Source organism: Pseudomonas veronii (assembly GCF_001439695.1).
GTDB lineage: Bacteria > Pseudomonadota > Gammaproteobacteria > Pseudomonadales > Pseudomonadaceae > Aquipseudomonas > Aquipseudomonas veronii.
Window position 1 is genome coordinate 29,421 of record NZ_JYLL01000006.1, and the last position, 17,165, is coordinate 46,585.

Genomic DNA, 17,165 nt, shown 5'->3' on the forward strand with positions numbered 1-17,165 from the left:
CGAGCCGCAGGAAGGTGAATCCTGACGGGCGCGGACGCCACAACCCCCTCAGAACAACGACGCGGCCTTTGATTTAGTCAGATAACGCGCCGGGGTATCGCCCAGGTTGCGCCGGAACAGCGCGGTGAAGGCGCTGGCACTGCTGAAGCCCAACTCAAACGCCACCTCGGTGACGGACACGCCGTGGCTGAGCCGGGCAGTGGCTTCCAGCAGACAGACTTGCTGGCGCCAGGCGACGAACGTCATGCCCGTGCTCTCAAGGAAATGACGGGTAAAGGTGCGCCGGCTCATGCTCGACCACGCGGCCATTTCGTCAATCGAAGTGTGTTGCGTAGGGGCCTCCAGAAAACGCTGGCAGGCGCTCGCCAGCCGTGGCTCGCGGGGCAACGGCGCGCTGAGGGGCAACTCGGGCATCGCTCCGATCTCGTCGATCAGCAGCGTCAGCACGCAGGCCTGCCTGGCATTGGGTAAGGTCGAAGGCTCGATGGCCAGCGCCGCCTGCAACAGATGCCTGAGCAGGGGCGACACTTCAAACACCTGGCAGCGTGCCTGCAACCCCGCCCGTGCGGCGGCGCCGGCGTCCAGGTAGGTATTGAGCATCACCACATCGCCGCGCATCTGCATTTCATGGGGCACGCCGCCGGGCACCCAGATCGCCCGCTGCGGCGGCACCACCCAGTTGCCCAGGTCGGTAAACATTTTCAGCGCGCCGGTGGAAGCGTAGGCGAACTGACCTCGCGGGTGCGTGTGCCGCGCAAACACGGTGCCAGAGGGGTATTCGCGCAGCGTCACCAGCGCGTCGGGGCTGTCGGAATCAAAAGTCGGCATCATGACCCGATTCTGTCAAAAGTTGACCTGACATAGCAAGCGGGCCATTGCCCTGCCGCCTAACATCGACGCCTTTGAAGCTGCACTCTGCCTAAAAGGAAACCCCATGCAGAAAAAACACCTGGTGCTTGCTGTGCTGGTTACGTTGGTCTGGGGGGTGAACTTCCCCCTGACAAAATTGGGCCTGCGTGCAATCGACCCCTTTGTCCTCACCGGCATACGCTTTGCCCTCGCCGCCCTGCCGCTGGTGTTTTTCATCAAGCGCCCCGCCGTGCGCTTCCACTATGTGGCGGCTTACGGGCTTATCTTCGGGCTGGGGATGTGGGGCGTGATCAACTACGGCATTCAGGTCGGCGTCAGCCCGGGAATCGCCTCGCTGATCATCCAACTCAGCGTGTTTTTCAGCATGGGTTGGGGCTATGTGCTGTTCCAGGAAAAAATCCGCAGGGCCCAAGTGCTCGGCGCCGTGCTCGCGATGACCGGCTTGGCGGGGATTATCGCGACGCAACACGGCGACCACGCGCTGCTGGGTATTCTGTTGATCGTCTTCAGCGCGCTGGCCTGGAGTGTCGGCAACGTGATCATCAAGCAATCGGGCGTGAAAGAGATCTTCTCGTTCATGGTGTGGGCCAGTCTGTTCCCACCGATTCCGCTGTGGCTCATGGCCTGGTGGCTGCACGGCAGCGCAGCGTTCGCCAACGTGGGCGCCAACCTCGACCTGACGGCGGCGGGTTCCATCCTGTTCCAGGTCTACCTGGCCACGCACTTTGCCTACTGGGGCTGGAACTCACTGCTCAAGGCATACCCGGTATCCACCGTAGCGCCGCTGTCCCTGCTGATTCCGGTGTTCGGCATGACCAGTTCGATGCTGATCATCGGCGAGCGCATATCCACGCCCAACCTGCTCTCGATTGCGCTCATCATCACGGGACTGGCCGTGGGGTTGTACCGCACGCCCGCCAGTGCGCGTGGAAAAACACTCAGCCAGTGAAAGACACGCCCGCGAGAACGCAGTCGCCCAGCAAAAAATCACCTGCCCAGCACGATCCCACACTGCAAAAACACAATTATCGACATGTAAAAAGCGCTCTAATAGCCACCTGTTGATTGGCTTTAAAGATTTTGGAGTTCGCAATGCCCCATGAAGGCAACCTGTTACAAGCAGCCGTGGTGTTCCTGCTCGCCGCCGTGCTGACCGTGCCCCTGGCCAAGCGCCTGCAGTTGGGCGCGGTGCTGGGCTATCTGTTCGCCGGTGTGATCATCGGCCCGTCGGTACTGGGCCTGATCGGCAACCCGCAAAGCGTCGCGCAGTTCTCGGAGTTGGGCGTGGTGCTGCTGCTGTTCATCATCGGCCTGGAGCTGTCGCCAAAACGTTTATGGGTGATGCGCAAGGCGGTATTCGGTGTCGGCCTGGCCCAGGTGCTGCTCACCGGCCTGGTGATGGGCGGGGTCGCGCTGTGGCTGTTCGGCCAGTCGTGGAACAGCGCAATCGTGCTGGGCCTGGGCCTGGCGCTGTCGTCCACCGCCTTTGGCCTGCAAAGCCTGGCCGAGCGCAAGGAGCTGAACCAGCCCCACGGGCGCCTGGCTTTTGCGATTCTGCTGTTCCAAGACATTGCGGCGATCCCGCTGATTGCCATGGTGCCGTTGCTGGCCGGGGGCGATCACCCAAGCACCCAGGCCCAGGGCGTGCAGCACGTGTTGCAGATCCTCGGCAGCATCGCCGTGGTGATCATCGGCGGGCGCTATCTGTTGCGCCCGGTGTTTCGCGTCGTCGCCAAGACCGGCCTGCGCGAAGTGTCCACGGCCACCGCGTTGCTGGTAGTGATCGGCACCGCCTGGCTGATGGAGTTGGTCGGCGTGTCCATGGCCCTGGGCGCGTTCCTCGCCGGCCTGCTGCTGGCGGACTCGGAATACCGCCACGAACTGGAATCCCAGATCGAACCGTTCAAGGGCCTGCTGCTCGGCCTGTTTTTCATCAGCGTGGGCATGGGCGCCAACCTCAGCCTGCTGCTCAGCTCGCCGCTGGTGGTGATCGGCCTGACCCTGCTGTTGATCGGTTTGAAACTGCCGCTGCTGTATGCCGTCGGCCGGCTGGTGGGCGATCTCAACCGCGAGAGCGCCTTGCGCCTGGGCGTGGTGCTGGCGGCAGGCGGTGAATTCGCCTTCGTGGTGTTCAAGATCGGCCGCGACCAAGGCCTGTTCGAACCGCACCTGTACGACATCCTGGTGCTGACCATCACCCTGTCGATGGCCGTGACGCCGCTGCTGTTGCTGGTCTGCCCGAAGCTGTTCAAGCCCAAGGTCAAACCCGTGGAAGTCCCCGAGGAATACCGCACCATCGAAAGCGATGCGCCGCGCGTGGTCATCGCCGGCATGGGCCGCATGGGGCAGATCGTCGCGCGAATCCTGCGCGCGCAGAACATTTCGTTTATCGCCCTGGACACCTCGGTCGAAACCATCGAGCTGACCCGCAGTTTCGGCGGCATGCCGGTGTTCTACGGCGACCCGCAACGTCCGGAGATCCTGCACGCGGCCAAGGTCGACCGGGCGGAGTTCTTCGTCATCGCGATGGATGACCCGGAGATCAACATCAAAACCGCCGAACTGGTGCGCAGCCTCTATCCGCACATGAAGATCATCGCCCGCGCCCGTAACCGCCAGCACGTCCACCGTTTGGTGGACCTCGACGCGTCACCGGTGCGCGAAACCTTCTATTCCAGCCTGGAAATGAGCCGCCGCACCCTGGTGGGTCTCGGCCTGAGCCAAGCCCAGGCCGACGCGCGCATCACCCGGTTCAAGAACCACGACCTGCAGGTCCTCGCCGCCCAGCACGCGGTGTACGACGATGCGGCTAAGGTCATGCAGACCGCCCAGGAAGCCCGTGCGGAACTGGCGCGGTTGTTTGAAATGGACCGTCTTGAGGAAGAGTCCGACAAGGTGTGATGGTGCGGATGAACGATCTTGCGAATTTTCTGACAGAATACGGCGCAATTTCGTTCATCTACCGGAGCGTTTCTTCATGGCCACTTTCACCAAGACCGCCGTCCTGCTGGCCCTGGCGCTTAGCGCCGGCAGCGTATTCGCCGCGGCCAAGCCGGCGGATCAGACCATCTCCACCTTGGGCGGCAAGTTCAGCTTCGACCTGCCCAAGGCCTATGTCGCCGACACCCTGCCAGCCGGCAAGGCAGCAGACGGCACCGGGGATACCCAAGGTACGATGTACGCGAACCAAACCACGAAAAGTGTGGTCATCGTCGCCGAAACCGTGCGCAACGACGGGGTGACCATTAAAGATAATGACCCGCAGTTTCTCGACGGCGCAGTCGCCGGCTTCGTCAAGGACCAGAGCGCCGCCCTGCCCGACTTCAAGAAACAGAACGAAAAGAAACTGACCTTCAAAGGCCTCGGCCTGCGCCAGGTGGACAGCACGGCCACCCAAGGCGGCGGCAAAACCTTGAACTCCACCTTCCTCGGCGGTTCCGGCAATCACTTACTGGTGATCCAGGCGATTTCGCGGGCGGATGATGTGAAGGGACATGCGCAGTTGGTGAAACTGATCACCGGCGGCAAGTAAACCGACCGTTAAAACCACACCGATCAACTGTGGGAGGGGGCTTGCTCCCGATGGCGGTGCATCAGTCATGCATGTGTTGGCTGACACACGGCTATCGGGAGCAAGCTCCCTCCCACATTTTTAGCGGTGTTCACTTCACATTGGTTTCCAGCCAGGCCTTCAAGTCCTGCACTTCCGCTGCGCTGATGGTGTGGTTCATGCCCGGATAAGTATGAAACTGCGGCTTGAGCCCCAACCCCGACAACACCTCGTTCGCCCGCGTCGCCGAGGCATACGGCAGCGCTTGGTCCAACGTGCCGTGGCCGATGAAAATCGCCAACTGGCCCAATCGCTCATCCGGCTTGAGCTGCGCCTTGAGCACCGGCAACACGCTGCCACTGAGCGCCGCAATCCCGCGCACCAACTCAGGGTCACGTAACGCCACCTCGTAAGACATGATCGCGCCCTGGCTGAACCCCACCAGGAACACCCGGTCAGGCTGGGTGTGGTATTTGACGGTAGCCTTGGCGACAAACGCCTTGATCAGCGTGGCGCTGCTCTGCAGGTCGTCGGTCATCCCATCGTAATCGCCGTCACCCGGCGTCTTGGTGAACCAGCGGAACCCTTGGGCGTCCACCGGCATCGGCGCGCGCGCCGACAGGTAGGTCCAGGTGGACGGCAGCGCATCCTTGATGCCGAACAGGTCTTCCTCGTTGCTGCCAAAACCGTGCAGGAAAATCACCAGCGGCTGGTTGCGCGCATCGCCCTGGGTCTGTTCCAGGTACAACAACGGCAAGTCGGTGTGCAGGTCGGAATCGGCGTGGGCGGCACCGGCCACCAGGGTCAGCACCAGCGCGAACAGTTTGAACATGGAGATCGACCTCAGGGTTTGCGCAGCAAATAAGTGTCCATGATCCAGCCGTTGGCCAGACGCGCAGCCTTGCGCACCCGTTGGATGTCTTCAGCGACTTCACTCACCTTGCCGCTGATGAGGATTTCATCCGGCGTGCCGAGGTAGGCCCCCCAATAAATGTCCAGATCCTGATCGGCCACGCTGCGGTAGGAGTCTTCGGCGTCGAGCATCACCACCAGGGTGTCGGCATCGCTCGCCTGCCCCGCCGCCAAGCGGCGCCCGGTGGTGATCTCGATGGAGCGGCCGATGCGGTTCAGCGGCACTTTGTGCTGGGCCGCCAAGGCCTGCACGCTGGTGATGCCGGGGATCACTTCGAATTCAAAGACGCAGCGGCCACTGGCCAGGATCGCCTGCAGAATGCGGATGGTGCTGTCGTACAACGCCGGATCGCCCCAAGCCAGAAAAGCCCCCACTTCGCCGTCGGCCATTTCTTCGTTGATCATGCGCTCGAAGGTCTGCTGCTTATCGCGGTTGAGGTCCTGCACGGCGCGGGTGTAGTCGATGTCCCCGCGCACCCGCTCGGGGCAATCGGCCTCGACGAAGCGGTAGCCGGGCTCGGTGATGTAGGTCGCGCAGATCTCACGGCGCAGGTCGATCAGCTTGTCTTTGCTCTGGCCCTTGTCCATCAGGAAAAACACGTCGGTGCGGTTCAGCGCCTTCACGGCCTGCATCGTGATGTAGTCAGGGTTGCCGGCGCCAATGCCGATGATCAGGATGCGTTTCATGGGTTGCTCTCATTGCGGGGCGTGGATTTTGCCATGTTCACGCACTCAGGCGTGAGTTTCCAGGCGCAGGCGCCAGACGCCGTTGAAACGCAGCTCCGTGCAAGACAGCGGCTCCACATCGATGCGATAAAACATCGCGACGGGAAACTGCATGACGTAGAGCATCGCGGCGCGGATGACAAACGGGTGGGTGATGGCCACGACATGGCCGGATTCGGTCTGCAGCGACTGCATCCACTGCGCGACGCGCGCGCAGAGCCGATCCACCGACTCGCCACCGTGGGGTGCGCTCGCGCTGTCGGTGAGCCAGGTCGTCAGTTCGGCGCTGTCGAGCGCGGCGATGTCCTGGCCTTTCCAGTGCCCGACATCGCCATCGCGCAAGGCCTCTTCGATCTGCGCCCGATCGCCGAACAAGCTCGCTGTCTGACGGGTTCGCGCCTCGGGCCCACAGCGCAGCCGCACGTTTTTCTTGAAGCGACCGGCCAGGGATAACGCCGCGTTTTGCCAATCCATCGCCAACGATTCGTCATCGGCAAAGCAGCCGCGCTTTTGCAACGGCGTGACGGCATGGCAGATCAGAGTCAAACGGGTGGCTTGCATCGCGGATCGCAGCTACAGGAAGGATGAGGCCGCCAAGACTGGCGCAGTTGGGGCGATCACGCAACGTCCGGGGCCGGATCCTGCACTAATCAAACCACTCCCGCCGCCCCTCGAACGTACTGGTGATCAACTCGACGATCATCTGCACCGCCTCGGCATGCTGCACCTGCGCTTTCACCGCCAGCCACACCTGGCGCTGCATGGGCTCGGCGAGCAATCCCGGCAAGGCCACCAGGCCACGGTCGAAGCTGCCCATGTAGCGCGGCAGCAAACCGATGCAGGCGCCGCAGCGGATCATCTCGAGCATCAACGAATAGGCATGCACCTGCACGACCGCGGCCAGGCGCTGTGCCACCACCGTGTTCCATGGCTGTAAGGCGTTCACCTGCCCATCCGGCTGCCACTGCACCAGCATGTAGTCATCCAGGTCTTCGACACTGTCGGGGCGGGTTGTCAGCCGCGAGTAACGCTTGGCGATGTGCGGCAGGTACTCCAAGCGCGCCAGCACTTGAGGCGGCGCAGTGGGGAAACTCGGGCCGGGCGTGGGGCCATCGGCGTCGGAGAGCCACAGCACCACGTCAACGTCCACCGCTTGCAGGGACAATTGGCTGTCGATGGAGATGATTTCCAGGCGCACGCTGGCGTTGCGGCGCAGCAAGGCGATCAGGTCGCGCCCGAGGATGTCGTGCAGGATCGGCTCGGCCACGGCCAGGCGAATCAGCGGTTGCTCCACCACCGGCAGGCGCCGCGCATGGGCCAGGGCAATCAATTGCGCCTGCAGCAGTTGACCATCGCGGCTGAGTACCAGGCCGTTGCCCTGAAAACTGAACAACACGTGGCGCAGCTGTTCCTCCAGTTGCGCCAGGCGTTTGCGCAGCAGCGTCGCCTTGATATTCAGGCTGCGCGCCGCCTGCATGAAACAGCCGCAGCGCGCACTCACCAGAAAGTAGCGCGCGACCTCCGGCTCGATGTCGTTGGCCAGGGCCAACCAGGCGCTGCGGGACTGGCTCGGCTCGCGATAGGGTGCAGGCCCCTGGGGGCCAGACGGTTCTAGAAATGCCATGGGAGACTCCCTGTCTTGTAGGTCTTGTGCATCCAATGCGGTTGACGCGGGTTACTCCAGCACCTGGTTCAACTGCGCGCCGTCGATGCTCAAGGTCGCGGTATTGAGCATGCCTTCCAGGTACGCCTTGGCGATCTGTTCCTGGCGTTGCGCGCGCAGGGCCTGGGTCAGGCGCTCGCGCAGTTCGTCGAGGGTGGCGGTGCGCGCCGGTTGCTGGGCGGTGAGTTTGAGCACATGGAACCCCGCCGGGCTTTGCACCACCTCCGAGACCGCGCCGACCTTGAGCCGCGACACCGCTTCGCGCACCGCTGGCACCAGTTGCTGCAACGGCTGCAAGCCCGAGTCGCCACCGCGCTGGGCGGTGTCCGGGTCTTGCGAGTATTGCGTGGCCAGGGCGGCAAAATCCCCCGGCGCGGCCTGGGCCTTGCGGCTCAGTTCCTGGGCCTGGCGACGTACCACGTCGACACTTTGCGGGTCATTCAGCGCCAGGAAGATCTGGCTGACCCGGTACATCGGCGGCGTCATCCATTGTGCTTTGCCAGCGTCGTAGGCCTGCTGCAATTCAGCGGCGCTGGGGTAGTCGGCCGGCACCTGGCTGACCGAGAGCATGTAGTCGCGAAACACGATCTGTTCGGTGGCGGCGCGGGTCTGTTGCTCCACCTCCGGGCGCTGGCGCCAGCCCTGGGCGTCGGCCTGTTCGAGCACGGCCTTTTGCGCCAGGCGCGAACGCAGCCAGCCCTCCAGGGCGCCACGGTTGCCGCGCAGTTGCTCACGGGATTCGGCCGGCAGGCTCGCCAGCACGCTTTTCAGTTCAGGCACGTCGATCTGCTGGTTGCCCAGGCGTGCCACCGCCGGCGCGCCACGCTCGTTGGGCGAGGACGTGACGACAGGCGCCGGTTGCTGAGCGGCGACCGGGTCGCTGCCCGGTCGCAGGCTCAACCCCACCGCCACCACCAGCAACGTCAGCGCCCCCGCGCCGACAACCACGGTTCGCTTCTTCACAGCACCGGTACCTCTTCAGCCACAGGTTCAGCCGCCGCCTGGGCCTGCAACTGCGCGGCGTGCTGGCTGTACTCACGCAGGTAGACGATAAATTCCTGCAGCAGGCGGTCCCACAGTTCCAACTGGCTGCGCAGGTGCGTGGCGCCGACACCGGCCACCACCACGTCCATTTCCATCAGCAAAAATTCACCCTGCACCGACAGCCGCGCAAAACGGCGCGAGGCGTTCCACACCTGGGCCAGGCCTTCGGGCAGGTCGCCCTGCACGCGCAGCGCGCAGCTGTAGGTGAAATCCACGTAGCTGCCCGGCTCCGTCGCCGGGTTGCCGAAGCGCACGGCAAAGCCGATGCCCTGGCTGGCGCTGAGCAGTTGCACGATGCCGTTCTGCTCGCTCTGGTTGACCCGGTAGCCGGCCTCTTGCAGCAACTCGGTGAGGCTCTGGGCGGTGACGCTGGTGATCAATTCGTTCATGGTCTGCTCTTCCTTGTGGATCAATGATTGACGCCCGCCTGGGGCGCATCGAAGCGGGTCTTGTACAGATCGTCGCCAAACCCCTGGGCCAGTTCCTCGAACTTGACCCGCGCACCGCTGGCGAAGGGTTGGCGAATACTCATCACCTCGGCCACGTCGATTTTTTCGTAGGCCGCAAGCAACTGCTGAGCCACGCCGTACATCTGCTGATTCTTGGCTGAACATTGCTGCACTTGTGTGTCACGTTCGCTCAGTTGCGCCTGCAGGCGTGCGCGCTCGGTTTCTTTGCCCTTGGCCAACACCAGCAGTTCGTCATAAGCCTTCTTGAACTTGCCGATCTGCTCGTTGCTCGCCGCCGCCTGGGCTTGCGCCTGGCTGTGCAGGTTCTGTTGCTGGCCGGCGAGTTGCTCGGCCACGCCACGGGCCTTTTCCAGCTCGGCGGTCAATTGCTTGATTTGCGCCTGGGCCTGCTTGGCCTGGTTTTCCGCCGCCAGGCGCGCGGCACTGGCCTGGGCCTGCTCGCTTTGCAACGCCTGCAACTGCTGGGTGGTGCTGCGCAGTTGCGTGCGCAGGCGCTCTTCCATGCCTTCGGCCGAAGCACCGGTGGTAACCAGCAGCAACAGCAGCGCGCATATTCGCGTGTTCATGGGGCATCTCCCTGCGCATCAGAAGCGCGTGTTGAGTTCCAGTTGCATCACATCGACTTCGAACGGCGCGCCATACACTTCCGACGCGCTCAACCAACGCGCACTGGCGTAGATGTTCTTGTCGATGCCGTAGTTGCCGCCAATGAAGTAGCCCTTGGCGTTGGTGCCGCCGAGGTGATACGAGGAGTCGTTGAAACCGTCGGGCAAGGCGTCAGGCTGGATGTACTTGTAGCCGGCCAGCACGTTCCAATCGCCACGTTTGCGCATCTCCAGCGCACTGCCGAGGGTGAACTGCACCATCATGGCGTTGCCGCCACTTTCAAACTGGCCCTTGCTATTGATGTTGTTGACGATCTGGCCTTCGCTGCGCTTGAGCATTTCGCCTTTGTCGTAGGCCAGGTTGCGGATGTAGTTGCCTTGGGTGCGCAACTTGAAGTCGCTGGGCAGTTCGCTGTCCCAGACCAGGTTGAGGTCCAGCACGTCGAACTTGGACGCCAAGCCTACGTACTGCGGGTCTGGCGTTCTGACAGGGTCAGCCGGGTTGGTGGTGTTGTTACGCAGCAGGAACACACTGTTGCCTTTTTGCATAAAGGCCACACGCGTGCCGTCGGTGTCGCAACCGGGGGCGCCGGCCCACGGCGAACAAGGGCTGGAGCGCTCACCCTGGATGTCCTGGAACTGGTAGTAGGCCGCGGCGAGCTTAAGACTGTTGCCGCGGTTGATCTTCCAATCGGCGCCGATTTGCCCGCCGAACAGCCATTTGGTCTGACTGTCTTCCTTGTCCTTGCCGTTGCTGCTGGCGGCATCCGCGGTGTATTCGACCGGGAATGCACCGAGGGTGCCGAACAGACCCCACTCGTTGTTGAGCTTGTGGTTGAAGATCGCAGCCACGCCGTCGAAATTGAGCTCGTTGGAATACATCATGTCGGTGGCGTAAAACGGATTGGCGATTCGCCCGCCGGTCAAGGTCATGTAGTCGGTGGTTTTCCACCTCAGGTAACCCTGGTCGAGCCAGATGTCCTTCTTGCCGAAGCCACCGCCCAGGGTCTGGGTAGTGGACACCGGGTTATTGTCAGAGCCGGTGCCCAGGCGAATGCCGGCGGTCCATTCCGGCGAAATCACCGCTTTCATGCCCAGGCGCGCACGCAGGCGGAACAGGCTTTCGCGGTCTTCACGGGTGTTGAGGAGCGGCGGCAACTTGGTGTTGGAGTTGCGGTTGACGTCGTAAGGCCCGTTCTCATTGAGCTTGGCGTAATCGAGGATTTCATTGCTGTTGTTACCCGAGAAATAGCGCGACTCGTCACGCAGACGGATATCGCCATCAAAGCTGATGCGCGAGACCCAATCCGGGAAGGTATTGGGCTGGGCCCAGTTTTCCTGCTTGGCGGTGGCCATGACTTCGGCCTTGACCTGATCGCGGATCTGGTCGCGCACCGCTTGCGGCACGTACTGCACGCGCACGTCGCCAGGCGCCGCCGTCGGGCCGCTGGCGACCACCGGCGCGGCATTGGCCTGGCGTGCCTGCTGGGCCTCTTTTTCTGCCTGGGCGATCAGCCCATTGGCGGTGTCCTGGGTGAGCACGCCTTGCTGTACCAGCAGGCGGATCAGGTTGATCGTGACGTTTTCCGAAGGGGCGACCGGGGCGGCCGTCGCCTGGCCGACCAGGGTCGCGATGACCATGCCGACCGCCAGGGTCAGGCGATTCACGGGGGAAATCATTCGTAAGCAACTCCTGTAAAAAACTGCAAAAAATGGGTTCGATCAATCCGGACGCCGACCCTTGAGGGACAGGCGCACCGGCATGCTCACCGAGGCTGGAACGCGTTGCGCGGCATGCGGTACACGCAACGCCGCCAGCACCTGGGCGTCGGTCTCGCGGTCGCCGCTGGACTTGGCCAGCTCCACACGCGTGACCTGGCCCTCGGCGCTCAACCACACATCCGCCTGTACCGCGTAGGCCTTTTTGCGTAACTCCGGGTCTTCCCTCAGCAGGCGTTGAAACACCCCCGCCAGGTATTGCTTGTACGTGCCGGTACCCAGGCCACCACCGCCGGAACCGGCCATGCCGCCGCCCTTGCCCGCGCCGATGTTGAAGCCGTCGTTACCGGACTGCGCATCGCCATCGATCTGCATCGGGTTGGCCAAGTCGTCGGCCGGCGAAGGCGGTGCTTCTTCCGCCGGCTTCACCTCTTCGGGCTCCGGCGTGGGCACCGGTTCGGGTACTTTTTCTTCCACCTGGGGCTCGGGTTCCTTGGGTTTTTCCGGCGGCGGTGGCGGCGGTGGCGGCAACGGGATAATGGTCGGCACCTTGGGTGCTTCGCGGCGTACCCCACTCATGTCATTGGCCCATTGCCAGAGAAACCAGGCGGCCACGGCGCCCAGCAGCAGGCCGGCGCCCCACTTCAGCGGGCGCAGCGGCGGCTTGTTCTTCACGGGCAACGGCGGCATCGGGATCTGTGCGGTCATGACTCAGCCCTGGCTCGGTTTGCCGGTGACCAGCCCGACCTGGGACAGCTCCAACCGCCGCAGCAGGTCGAGCACCTCGATCACCTTCTGGTACTGCACCGTGGCGTCGCCGCGCACGATCACCGGGAAATCCGGGTTCAGCGCTTTCTCGATGCGCAGGCGCTCCTCCAGCTCGCCGAGGGTGACCGGGTAGGCATCGAGGAACACCTGGCCGCCGTCGTTGACGGAGATGGCCTTGGTCTTGGCCTCCGACAGCGATACCGAGGCGCTGGCCTTGGGCAGATGAATCTGGATGCCCGAGACCTGGGCGGTGGCGGTGAGGATGAACATCACCAGCACCACCATCAGCACGTCCACCAGGGGCGTGATGTTGATGCTGTCGACGGCGGCATCGTCGTCATCGTCGTGGGAGGCATTTACGGAAGCCATGGCGATTCTCCTCAGGCCGAAACCGGCGCGTGGTGCGGCACGCGGTGCGCCGTTTCACTGAACTGGCTCTCGCCGTGCATCTCCGCCAGGCGTGTGATGAACTCGTCGACGAACACGCGCATGTCGGCGCTGACTTCCTTGTTGCGCGTGATCAGGCGGTTGTAGCCGAACAGCGCGGGGATCGCGACGAACAGGCCCATGGCCGTGGCCAGCAAGGCCGCCGCCATGCCCGGGGCGATCGCATTGATGTTCACGTCGCCGGCCATGGCCGTGCCGAGGAACACCACCATGATGCCCAGCACCGTACCCAGCAGGCCGATGTACGGGCCGCCGGCGATGGCGTTGGACAGCGTCGACAGTTTGGAACTGAGCGCCTGGTTTTCGCGGGTACGCACGCCGTCCATGGAGCAACGGATGGCTTCGATGGTGGCCGCCGACACCGACGAGGTGTCGGCGCCCTGGGCGCGGCGGGTGCGGATCTCCTTGACCGCCACGCAGTACAGGCGCCACAGCGAAGAGTGGGTCAGGCGTTCGGCGAGTACGTTGTCGTCGTAGAACATTTCCAGGCGGGTGCCGATCTGCGCGAACTGCTCGCGAAACGCCTCGTTGGCACTGCTCACACGGCTGACCATACGGTTCTTGCGAATCATGATGACCCACGACTGGAACATCATCGCCACCAGCACCAGGATGATCACCCAGGCATCCATCGGCACCGCGTTGAGCAGAAAGCCCAGGCTGCCGAAACCGTAGCCCGACTGTTCTTCATCCACGCCGTAAGCGACCAGTTTCGACTCGGCGCCCTGGGCACTCGCATCGGCCAGCAACACGGTCGCCGGGCGGGCCACCTTGGACAGGCGCAGCTCATCCATCGCCCCGGCAAACGGCAAGTGCGGGCCGGCTGCTTCCGGCAGATCGGCGCCGATCGCCAGTTGTGTATTGAACGCCGGCATCGCCACCGCCAGGCTCGCGGTTTCGCGGCCGTTGACATACAGCGTGACTTTTTCACCCTCGGCGGTGAACGCCAGGTGCTGCCATTGACCGGGGTTCAGCGGCTGGGTCGAGACGGCGCGCTGGCCGTCGATTTCCACGAACGGCATGCCTTGGTTCAACCCGAGCAACAGGCTATGCGGAGCCTCACGCCGGGCGAGGACGATCTGTTCGCCGCTGGCCTGGTCCAGGCGCAGCCAGGCGCTGAACGTGAAGGCACCACCGGCGGCATGTTGCAGCGACGGGCTGGCCGGCAACAGCAAGGGCTGGCCACTGAACTGCAAGGCCCGCCCGACCACACCGTCGATGCTGCTGCCGGTGGCATTCAGCGCGGTGTTGGCGTAGGCGGTGGTGTCCCGTGGCGGTGTGCCGCTGGCCCCGTCAAAGTGATACAGCGCGGTGTAATTCGGGTCGAAGGTCAGCTGGCCGTTGGCGGTGGCCGGGGCCTTCTGGTTGCCGTAGTACATCCACAGGTCCTGGCGCTGAGCGCCTTCGACCTTGGGCACATCGACCCAGATCAGCGCCATGCCCATCAGCGGGTCGAAGCTTTCGATCTGGTGGTTGAACACGGTCTTGTCATCGGCACCGACAAAGCGCAGGTCGCTGCCATCATCCTTGACCCCGTCAAAGGTGAAGTTGCCGGTGTGCAGGCGCACCAGCAGCGCGGTGCGGCCCAGGGCCTGGTTGATCGCGGCGCCTTGGGCGGTGGTGTCCACGCTGATCTGTTTGCGATAGTGCCAATCGTCCTGCCACCAGGCATGGGCGGTGGCCGGGAGCGCGAAGCCCAGGCAGATCAACAGGCTCAGGAATAGGCGTTGCATGGGAAGAATCTCCGGGAAAAAGGGTCAGAAGGTCGCCTGCACACTGAAGTGCAGTCGCGAGTCCTGTTTCTGGGTGTTTGGTCCGTCGAGCAGCGGGTAGCCCCAATCCAGGCTGCCGGACAACCATTTGCTCAAACTGGCGCGGGTGCCAAGGCCGACACTGGCCAGGCTGTATTCGTCTTCCTGCTCGGGCAGCGGGTCGTGCAGACGCAGGCGCGCGCCTTCGGCGAACGCGTAGAAGCGCCACTCCTGCACATAACTGCCGAGGAACTTGGCCAAAGACGGTGTGCGCAGCTCCTGGGAGAGCAGCAACCCCTCATCCCCCGTGCGCTCCGCCGCCAGGTAACCGCGCACCGAGGTGGCGCCGCCAGCGGAATACTGCTCGTTGGACACCAGCGGTCCCGAGGCCAACTGGAAGCCGGCCTTGGACGCCGACTGCCAGTCGTTGGCGAAGGTGTAGGTGTAATTGGCATCGCCCTTGAGCACGGCGAAACTCGGGCTGGAGTCCCAGCGCTTGGCACGGAATTCTTCGGCGTCGCTGCCATAGCCAAAGAATGCGCGGGTGCCGACGACCAGGTTCAAGCCCAGGCCCAGCTGGGATTTTTCGCTGTAGCGGTAGCCGTTGTAGCCAAAGGTGAACGGGGCATACTTGAGCGGCACCTGGTCGCTGCTGGCGCCGAATTTCAGCTGTTCGTCGAAGTCCTTGAAGTCGATGCCGAAGGAGAACGAGTTGGCCCAGTTCCCGTCCAGCGGCAGGTTGTAGATCGCCGACACCCCGTAGGAATGGCCCTTGCCCAACACGTTGCTGCCGCCGATAGTGGCGATGTTGCTGTCGGACTGATAACCGGAAAACTGCACGGTCCAGCGCTCATCCAGCGGCGCGCTGTAGGAACCCGACCAGACCTTGGCATTCGAGCTGTCCTGGGGCGCGGTGAAATACGTCAGCGAGATGCTGTGGCCCAGTTGCCAGAGGTTGTCGTAGCCCAGGGTCGCGACCGAGCGCAGCTTCTCGGTGTCGGCGCTGTAGTCGTTGTTCAGGCCGATACTGGCGTGCCATGGGTTCTGGTCCTCCACCTGCAAGTCGACGTCCATCGTGCCGGGGCGCTGCCCCTCGCGCACCAGCGGCGTGACCTGGCGCCCGGCACTGCGGTTGAGCCCGGCCAGCTGGGTTTGCACGCTGGCGAAATCCGGCACGGCGCCTTCCTTGAGCGCCGGTACTTCCTCGCGGATTTCCACCGGCGAGTAATGCTTGGCCCCCACCACCCGCACGCGGCCGACCTTGGTTTCGCTGACTTGCAGGTAGACGATGCCGTCATCGACCTTCTGCTCCGGCAGCTCCACAAACACCGACTGGTAGCCACGCGCCTGGTAGATCTTCTGCAGCGCGTCGCGGGCGCCTTCGATATCGTTCAGGGTCTTTTGCGGGCCGAGAAACGGGTACACCGCCTCTTCGATCGTTGCCGCATCGAGCACGGTATTGCCGCGCACGAAGTACTCGTTGACGTCCACCCGGCGCGCCGGGGCATCGCCCTCTTCGGCCAGCGCCGGCTGCACCAAGGTGCCCAGCGCCAGGCAACACAGCGCCAGCGTTGACTTGAACAGATGCTCCACACAGCCCCCTAAATATCTAAAATGTTGCGCCCTCGCCGATTGCACGGCGTTTGGCCTGCTCAATTGCGGGTTGTCGAAAGTTGGCTGTGCCGTGCCAGCCAGGTGTGCAACAAGGCGAAGTTCAACGAGAACTCCGGCATGTGCAGCAAGGCGCCACAAAACACTTCACCGATGACGGTCTGGATCAATTGCACCGCCCGCGGGTTGCTCAACAGGGTGGCGATATCGCGCTGCAGCACCTGGATGCCCCACACCTTCTGGTGCAGGTCGAGGCCGACGAACCAACGGAACAGCAGGTTGTAATTGAGCTGTTCGTGCAATTGCTGTTCGCTGGGCACGGAGTACAGCAATTGCAGCAGCAGGATCTGCAACACGGTGCGCGGCGCGATCTGCATCCCGGGTGCGGGCTGCAGCAGGTCGTGGTGCCGGTCGAACACCGCATCGATCTGCGGGCGCAACAACACCAGCGAATGGCCGGCGGGGATGTAGCTGGAGACTTCCTTCAAAGCGCCCTGCCAATCGTCCTGCGAAACGATCCACACCCAGGGCGCGCCGTAGCGGTACACCGAAACCGGCTTCTTGCGCGCGGCTTCGACGATCTTCGACAGGCGCTGATCGAGCTCCTGCATGCCGACTTTCGAGTAACGTTCCATAGTTCCCATGTGCCCCACTCCTGGCGTCCTGCTGACGGCTGGGGAGACGACTTGTGGCCGCCTCCAGCGCGTTACATAGGCAAGACGGGCGTGGCCGGGCACTACCGAACTTTTGTCACGAAAGCTTCATTTTGGATTGAGTGGGGGGCATTTTTTGGGGAGGGGGGTGATCGGCTACATGTCCGGTTCTTTGGGTTCTGATCCATGGAGATATCTGATCTATGGAGATCAAAATGTGGGAGGGGCGGTGCGACGATTCGACTTGCCCCCGATGGCAGTGTGTCAGTCACTACATGCATGACTGATCCACCGCCATCGGGGGCAAGCCCCCTCCCACCTTCCAGCCGAGTTAGCCATGAAACACCAGCCTGCTATTAGGCCGCCGCGCCAACAG

The 17,165-nt window shown here is 63.3% G+C and carries 17 protein-coding genes; 3 read left to right on the plus strand and 14 right to left on the minus strand.

All coding sequences use genetic code 11. The features are described 5' to 3' along the window. Positions 1-48: 48 nt before the first annotated feature. Entirely contained in the window at positions 49-831 is a 783-nt protein-coding gene (locus TU80_RS09760) for an AraC family transcriptional regulator (RefSeq protein ID WP_057004363.1), read from the minus strand. Between the two features lie 103 nt (positions 832-934). On the opposite strand from TU80_RS09760, the gene TU80_RS09765 reads away from it, so the two are divergent. From TU80_RS09765 to TU80_RS09775, 3 genes are all read left to right on the plus strand, one after another. Continuing rightward, positions 935-1,819 (plus strand): EamA family transporter, encoded by an 885-nt coding sequence (locus TU80_RS09765; RefSeq protein WP_057004364.1) that lies wholly within the window; start codon positions 935-937, stop codon positions 1,817-1,819. Positions 1,820-1,962: 143 nt separating this feature from the next. Continuing rightward, positions 1,963-3,771 (plus strand): monovalent cation:proton antiporter-2 (CPA2) family protein, encoded by a 1,809-nt coding sequence (locus TU80_RS09770; protein WP_046383058.1) that lies wholly within the window; start codon positions 1,963-1,965, stop codon positions 3,769-3,771. A 76-nt stretch (positions 3,772-3,847) separates the two neighbouring features. Next, entirely contained in the window at positions 3,848-4,402 is a 555-nt protein-coding gene (locus TU80_RS09775; protein ID WP_017849157.1) for a DcrB/PsbP domain-containing protein, read from the plus strand. Positions 4,403-4,532: 130 nt separating this feature from the next. Here the strand turns inward: TU80_RS09775 and TU80_RS09780 are convergent, their stop codons facing one another. From TU80_RS09780 to TU80_RS09840, 13 genes are all read right to left on the minus strand, one after another. After that, positions 4,533-5,252, minus strand: a complete 720-nt coding sequence (locus TU80_RS09780; protein WP_057004365.1) for an alpha/beta hydrolase — start codon at positions 5,250-5,252, stop codon at positions 4,533-4,535. Between the two features lie 11 nt (positions 5,253-5,263). Continuing rightward, a complete protein-coding gene (cobF, locus tag TU80_RS09785; protein WP_057004366.1) occupies positions 5,264-6,019 on the minus strand; it encodes a precorrin-6A synthase (deacetylating) in 756 nt (251 codons plus the stop codon). A 45-nt stretch (positions 6,020-6,064) separates the two neighbouring features. Further along, entirely contained in the window at positions 6,065-6,619 is a 555-nt protein-coding gene (locus TU80_RS09790; protein ID WP_057004367.1) for a histidine phosphatase family protein, read from the minus strand. Positions 6,620-6,704: 85 nt separating this feature from the next. Further along, a complete protein-coding gene (locus TU80_RS09795) occupies positions 6,705-7,682 on the minus strand; it encodes a LysR family transcriptional regulator (RefSeq protein WP_046383054.1) in 978 nt (325 codons plus the stop codon). A 51-nt stretch (positions 7,683-7,733) separates the two neighbouring features. Further along, on the minus strand, positions 7,734-8,684 hold the full coding sequence (locus TU80_RS09800; protein WP_057004368.1) for a peptidylprolyl isomerase: 951 nt from the start codon (positions 8,682-8,684) through the stop codon (positions 7,734-7,736). Next, positions 8,681-9,154, minus strand: coding sequence for a YbjN domain-containing protein (locus tag TU80_RS09805; protein ID WP_046383052.1), 474 nt, complete (start codon positions 9,152-9,154; stop codon positions 8,681-8,683). Before TU80_RS09805 ends, TU80_RS09800 begins: the two co-directional genes overlap by 4 nt. A 20-nt stretch (positions 9,155-9,174) precedes the next feature. Then, entirely contained in the window at positions 9,175-9,801 is a 627-nt protein-coding gene (locus TU80_RS09810; protein ID WP_017849150.1) for a hypothetical protein, read from the minus strand. 18 nt (positions 9,802-9,819) lie between these two features. Continuing rightward, complete coding sequence (locus TU80_RS09815) at positions 9,820-11,520, minus strand: putative porin (RefSeq protein WP_057004369.1); 1,701 nt, start codon at positions 11,518-11,520, stop codon at positions 9,820-9,822. 42 nt (positions 11,521-11,562) lie between these two features. Beyond that, positions 11,563-12,267, minus strand: coding sequence for an energy transducer TonB family protein (locus tag TU80_RS09820; RefSeq protein WP_057004370.1), 705 nt, complete (start codon positions 12,265-12,267; stop codon positions 11,563-11,565). Positions 12,268-12,270: 3 nt separating this feature from the next. Beyond that, the gene (locus TU80_RS09825) at positions 12,271-12,696 is read right to left on the minus strand and encodes an ExbD/TolR family protein (RefSeq protein WP_017849147.1); all 426 of its coding nucleotides are present in this window, start codon (positions 12,694-12,696) and stop codon (positions 12,271-12,273) included. Positions 12,697-12,707: 11 nt separating this feature from the next. Continuing rightward, complete coding sequence (locus TU80_RS09830) at positions 12,708-14,507, minus strand: DUF2341 domain-containing protein (RefSeq protein WP_057004371.1); 1,800 nt, start codon at positions 14,505-14,507, stop codon at positions 12,708-12,710. Positions 14,508-14,531: 24 nt separating this feature from the next. Further along, positions 14,532-16,118 (minus strand): ShlB/FhaC/HecB family hemolysin secretion/activation protein, encoded by a 1,587-nt coding sequence (locus TU80_RS09835; RefSeq protein ID WP_046489230.1) that lies wholly within the window; start codon positions 16,116-16,118, stop codon positions 14,532-14,534. Positions 16,119-16,177: 59 nt separating this feature from the next. Further along, positions 16,178-16,771, minus strand: a complete 594-nt coding sequence (locus tag TU80_RS09840; RefSeq protein ID WP_017849144.1) for a transposase — start codon at positions 16,769-16,771, stop codon at positions 16,178-16,180. Between the last annotated feature and the right edge of the window lie 394 nt (positions 16,772-17,165).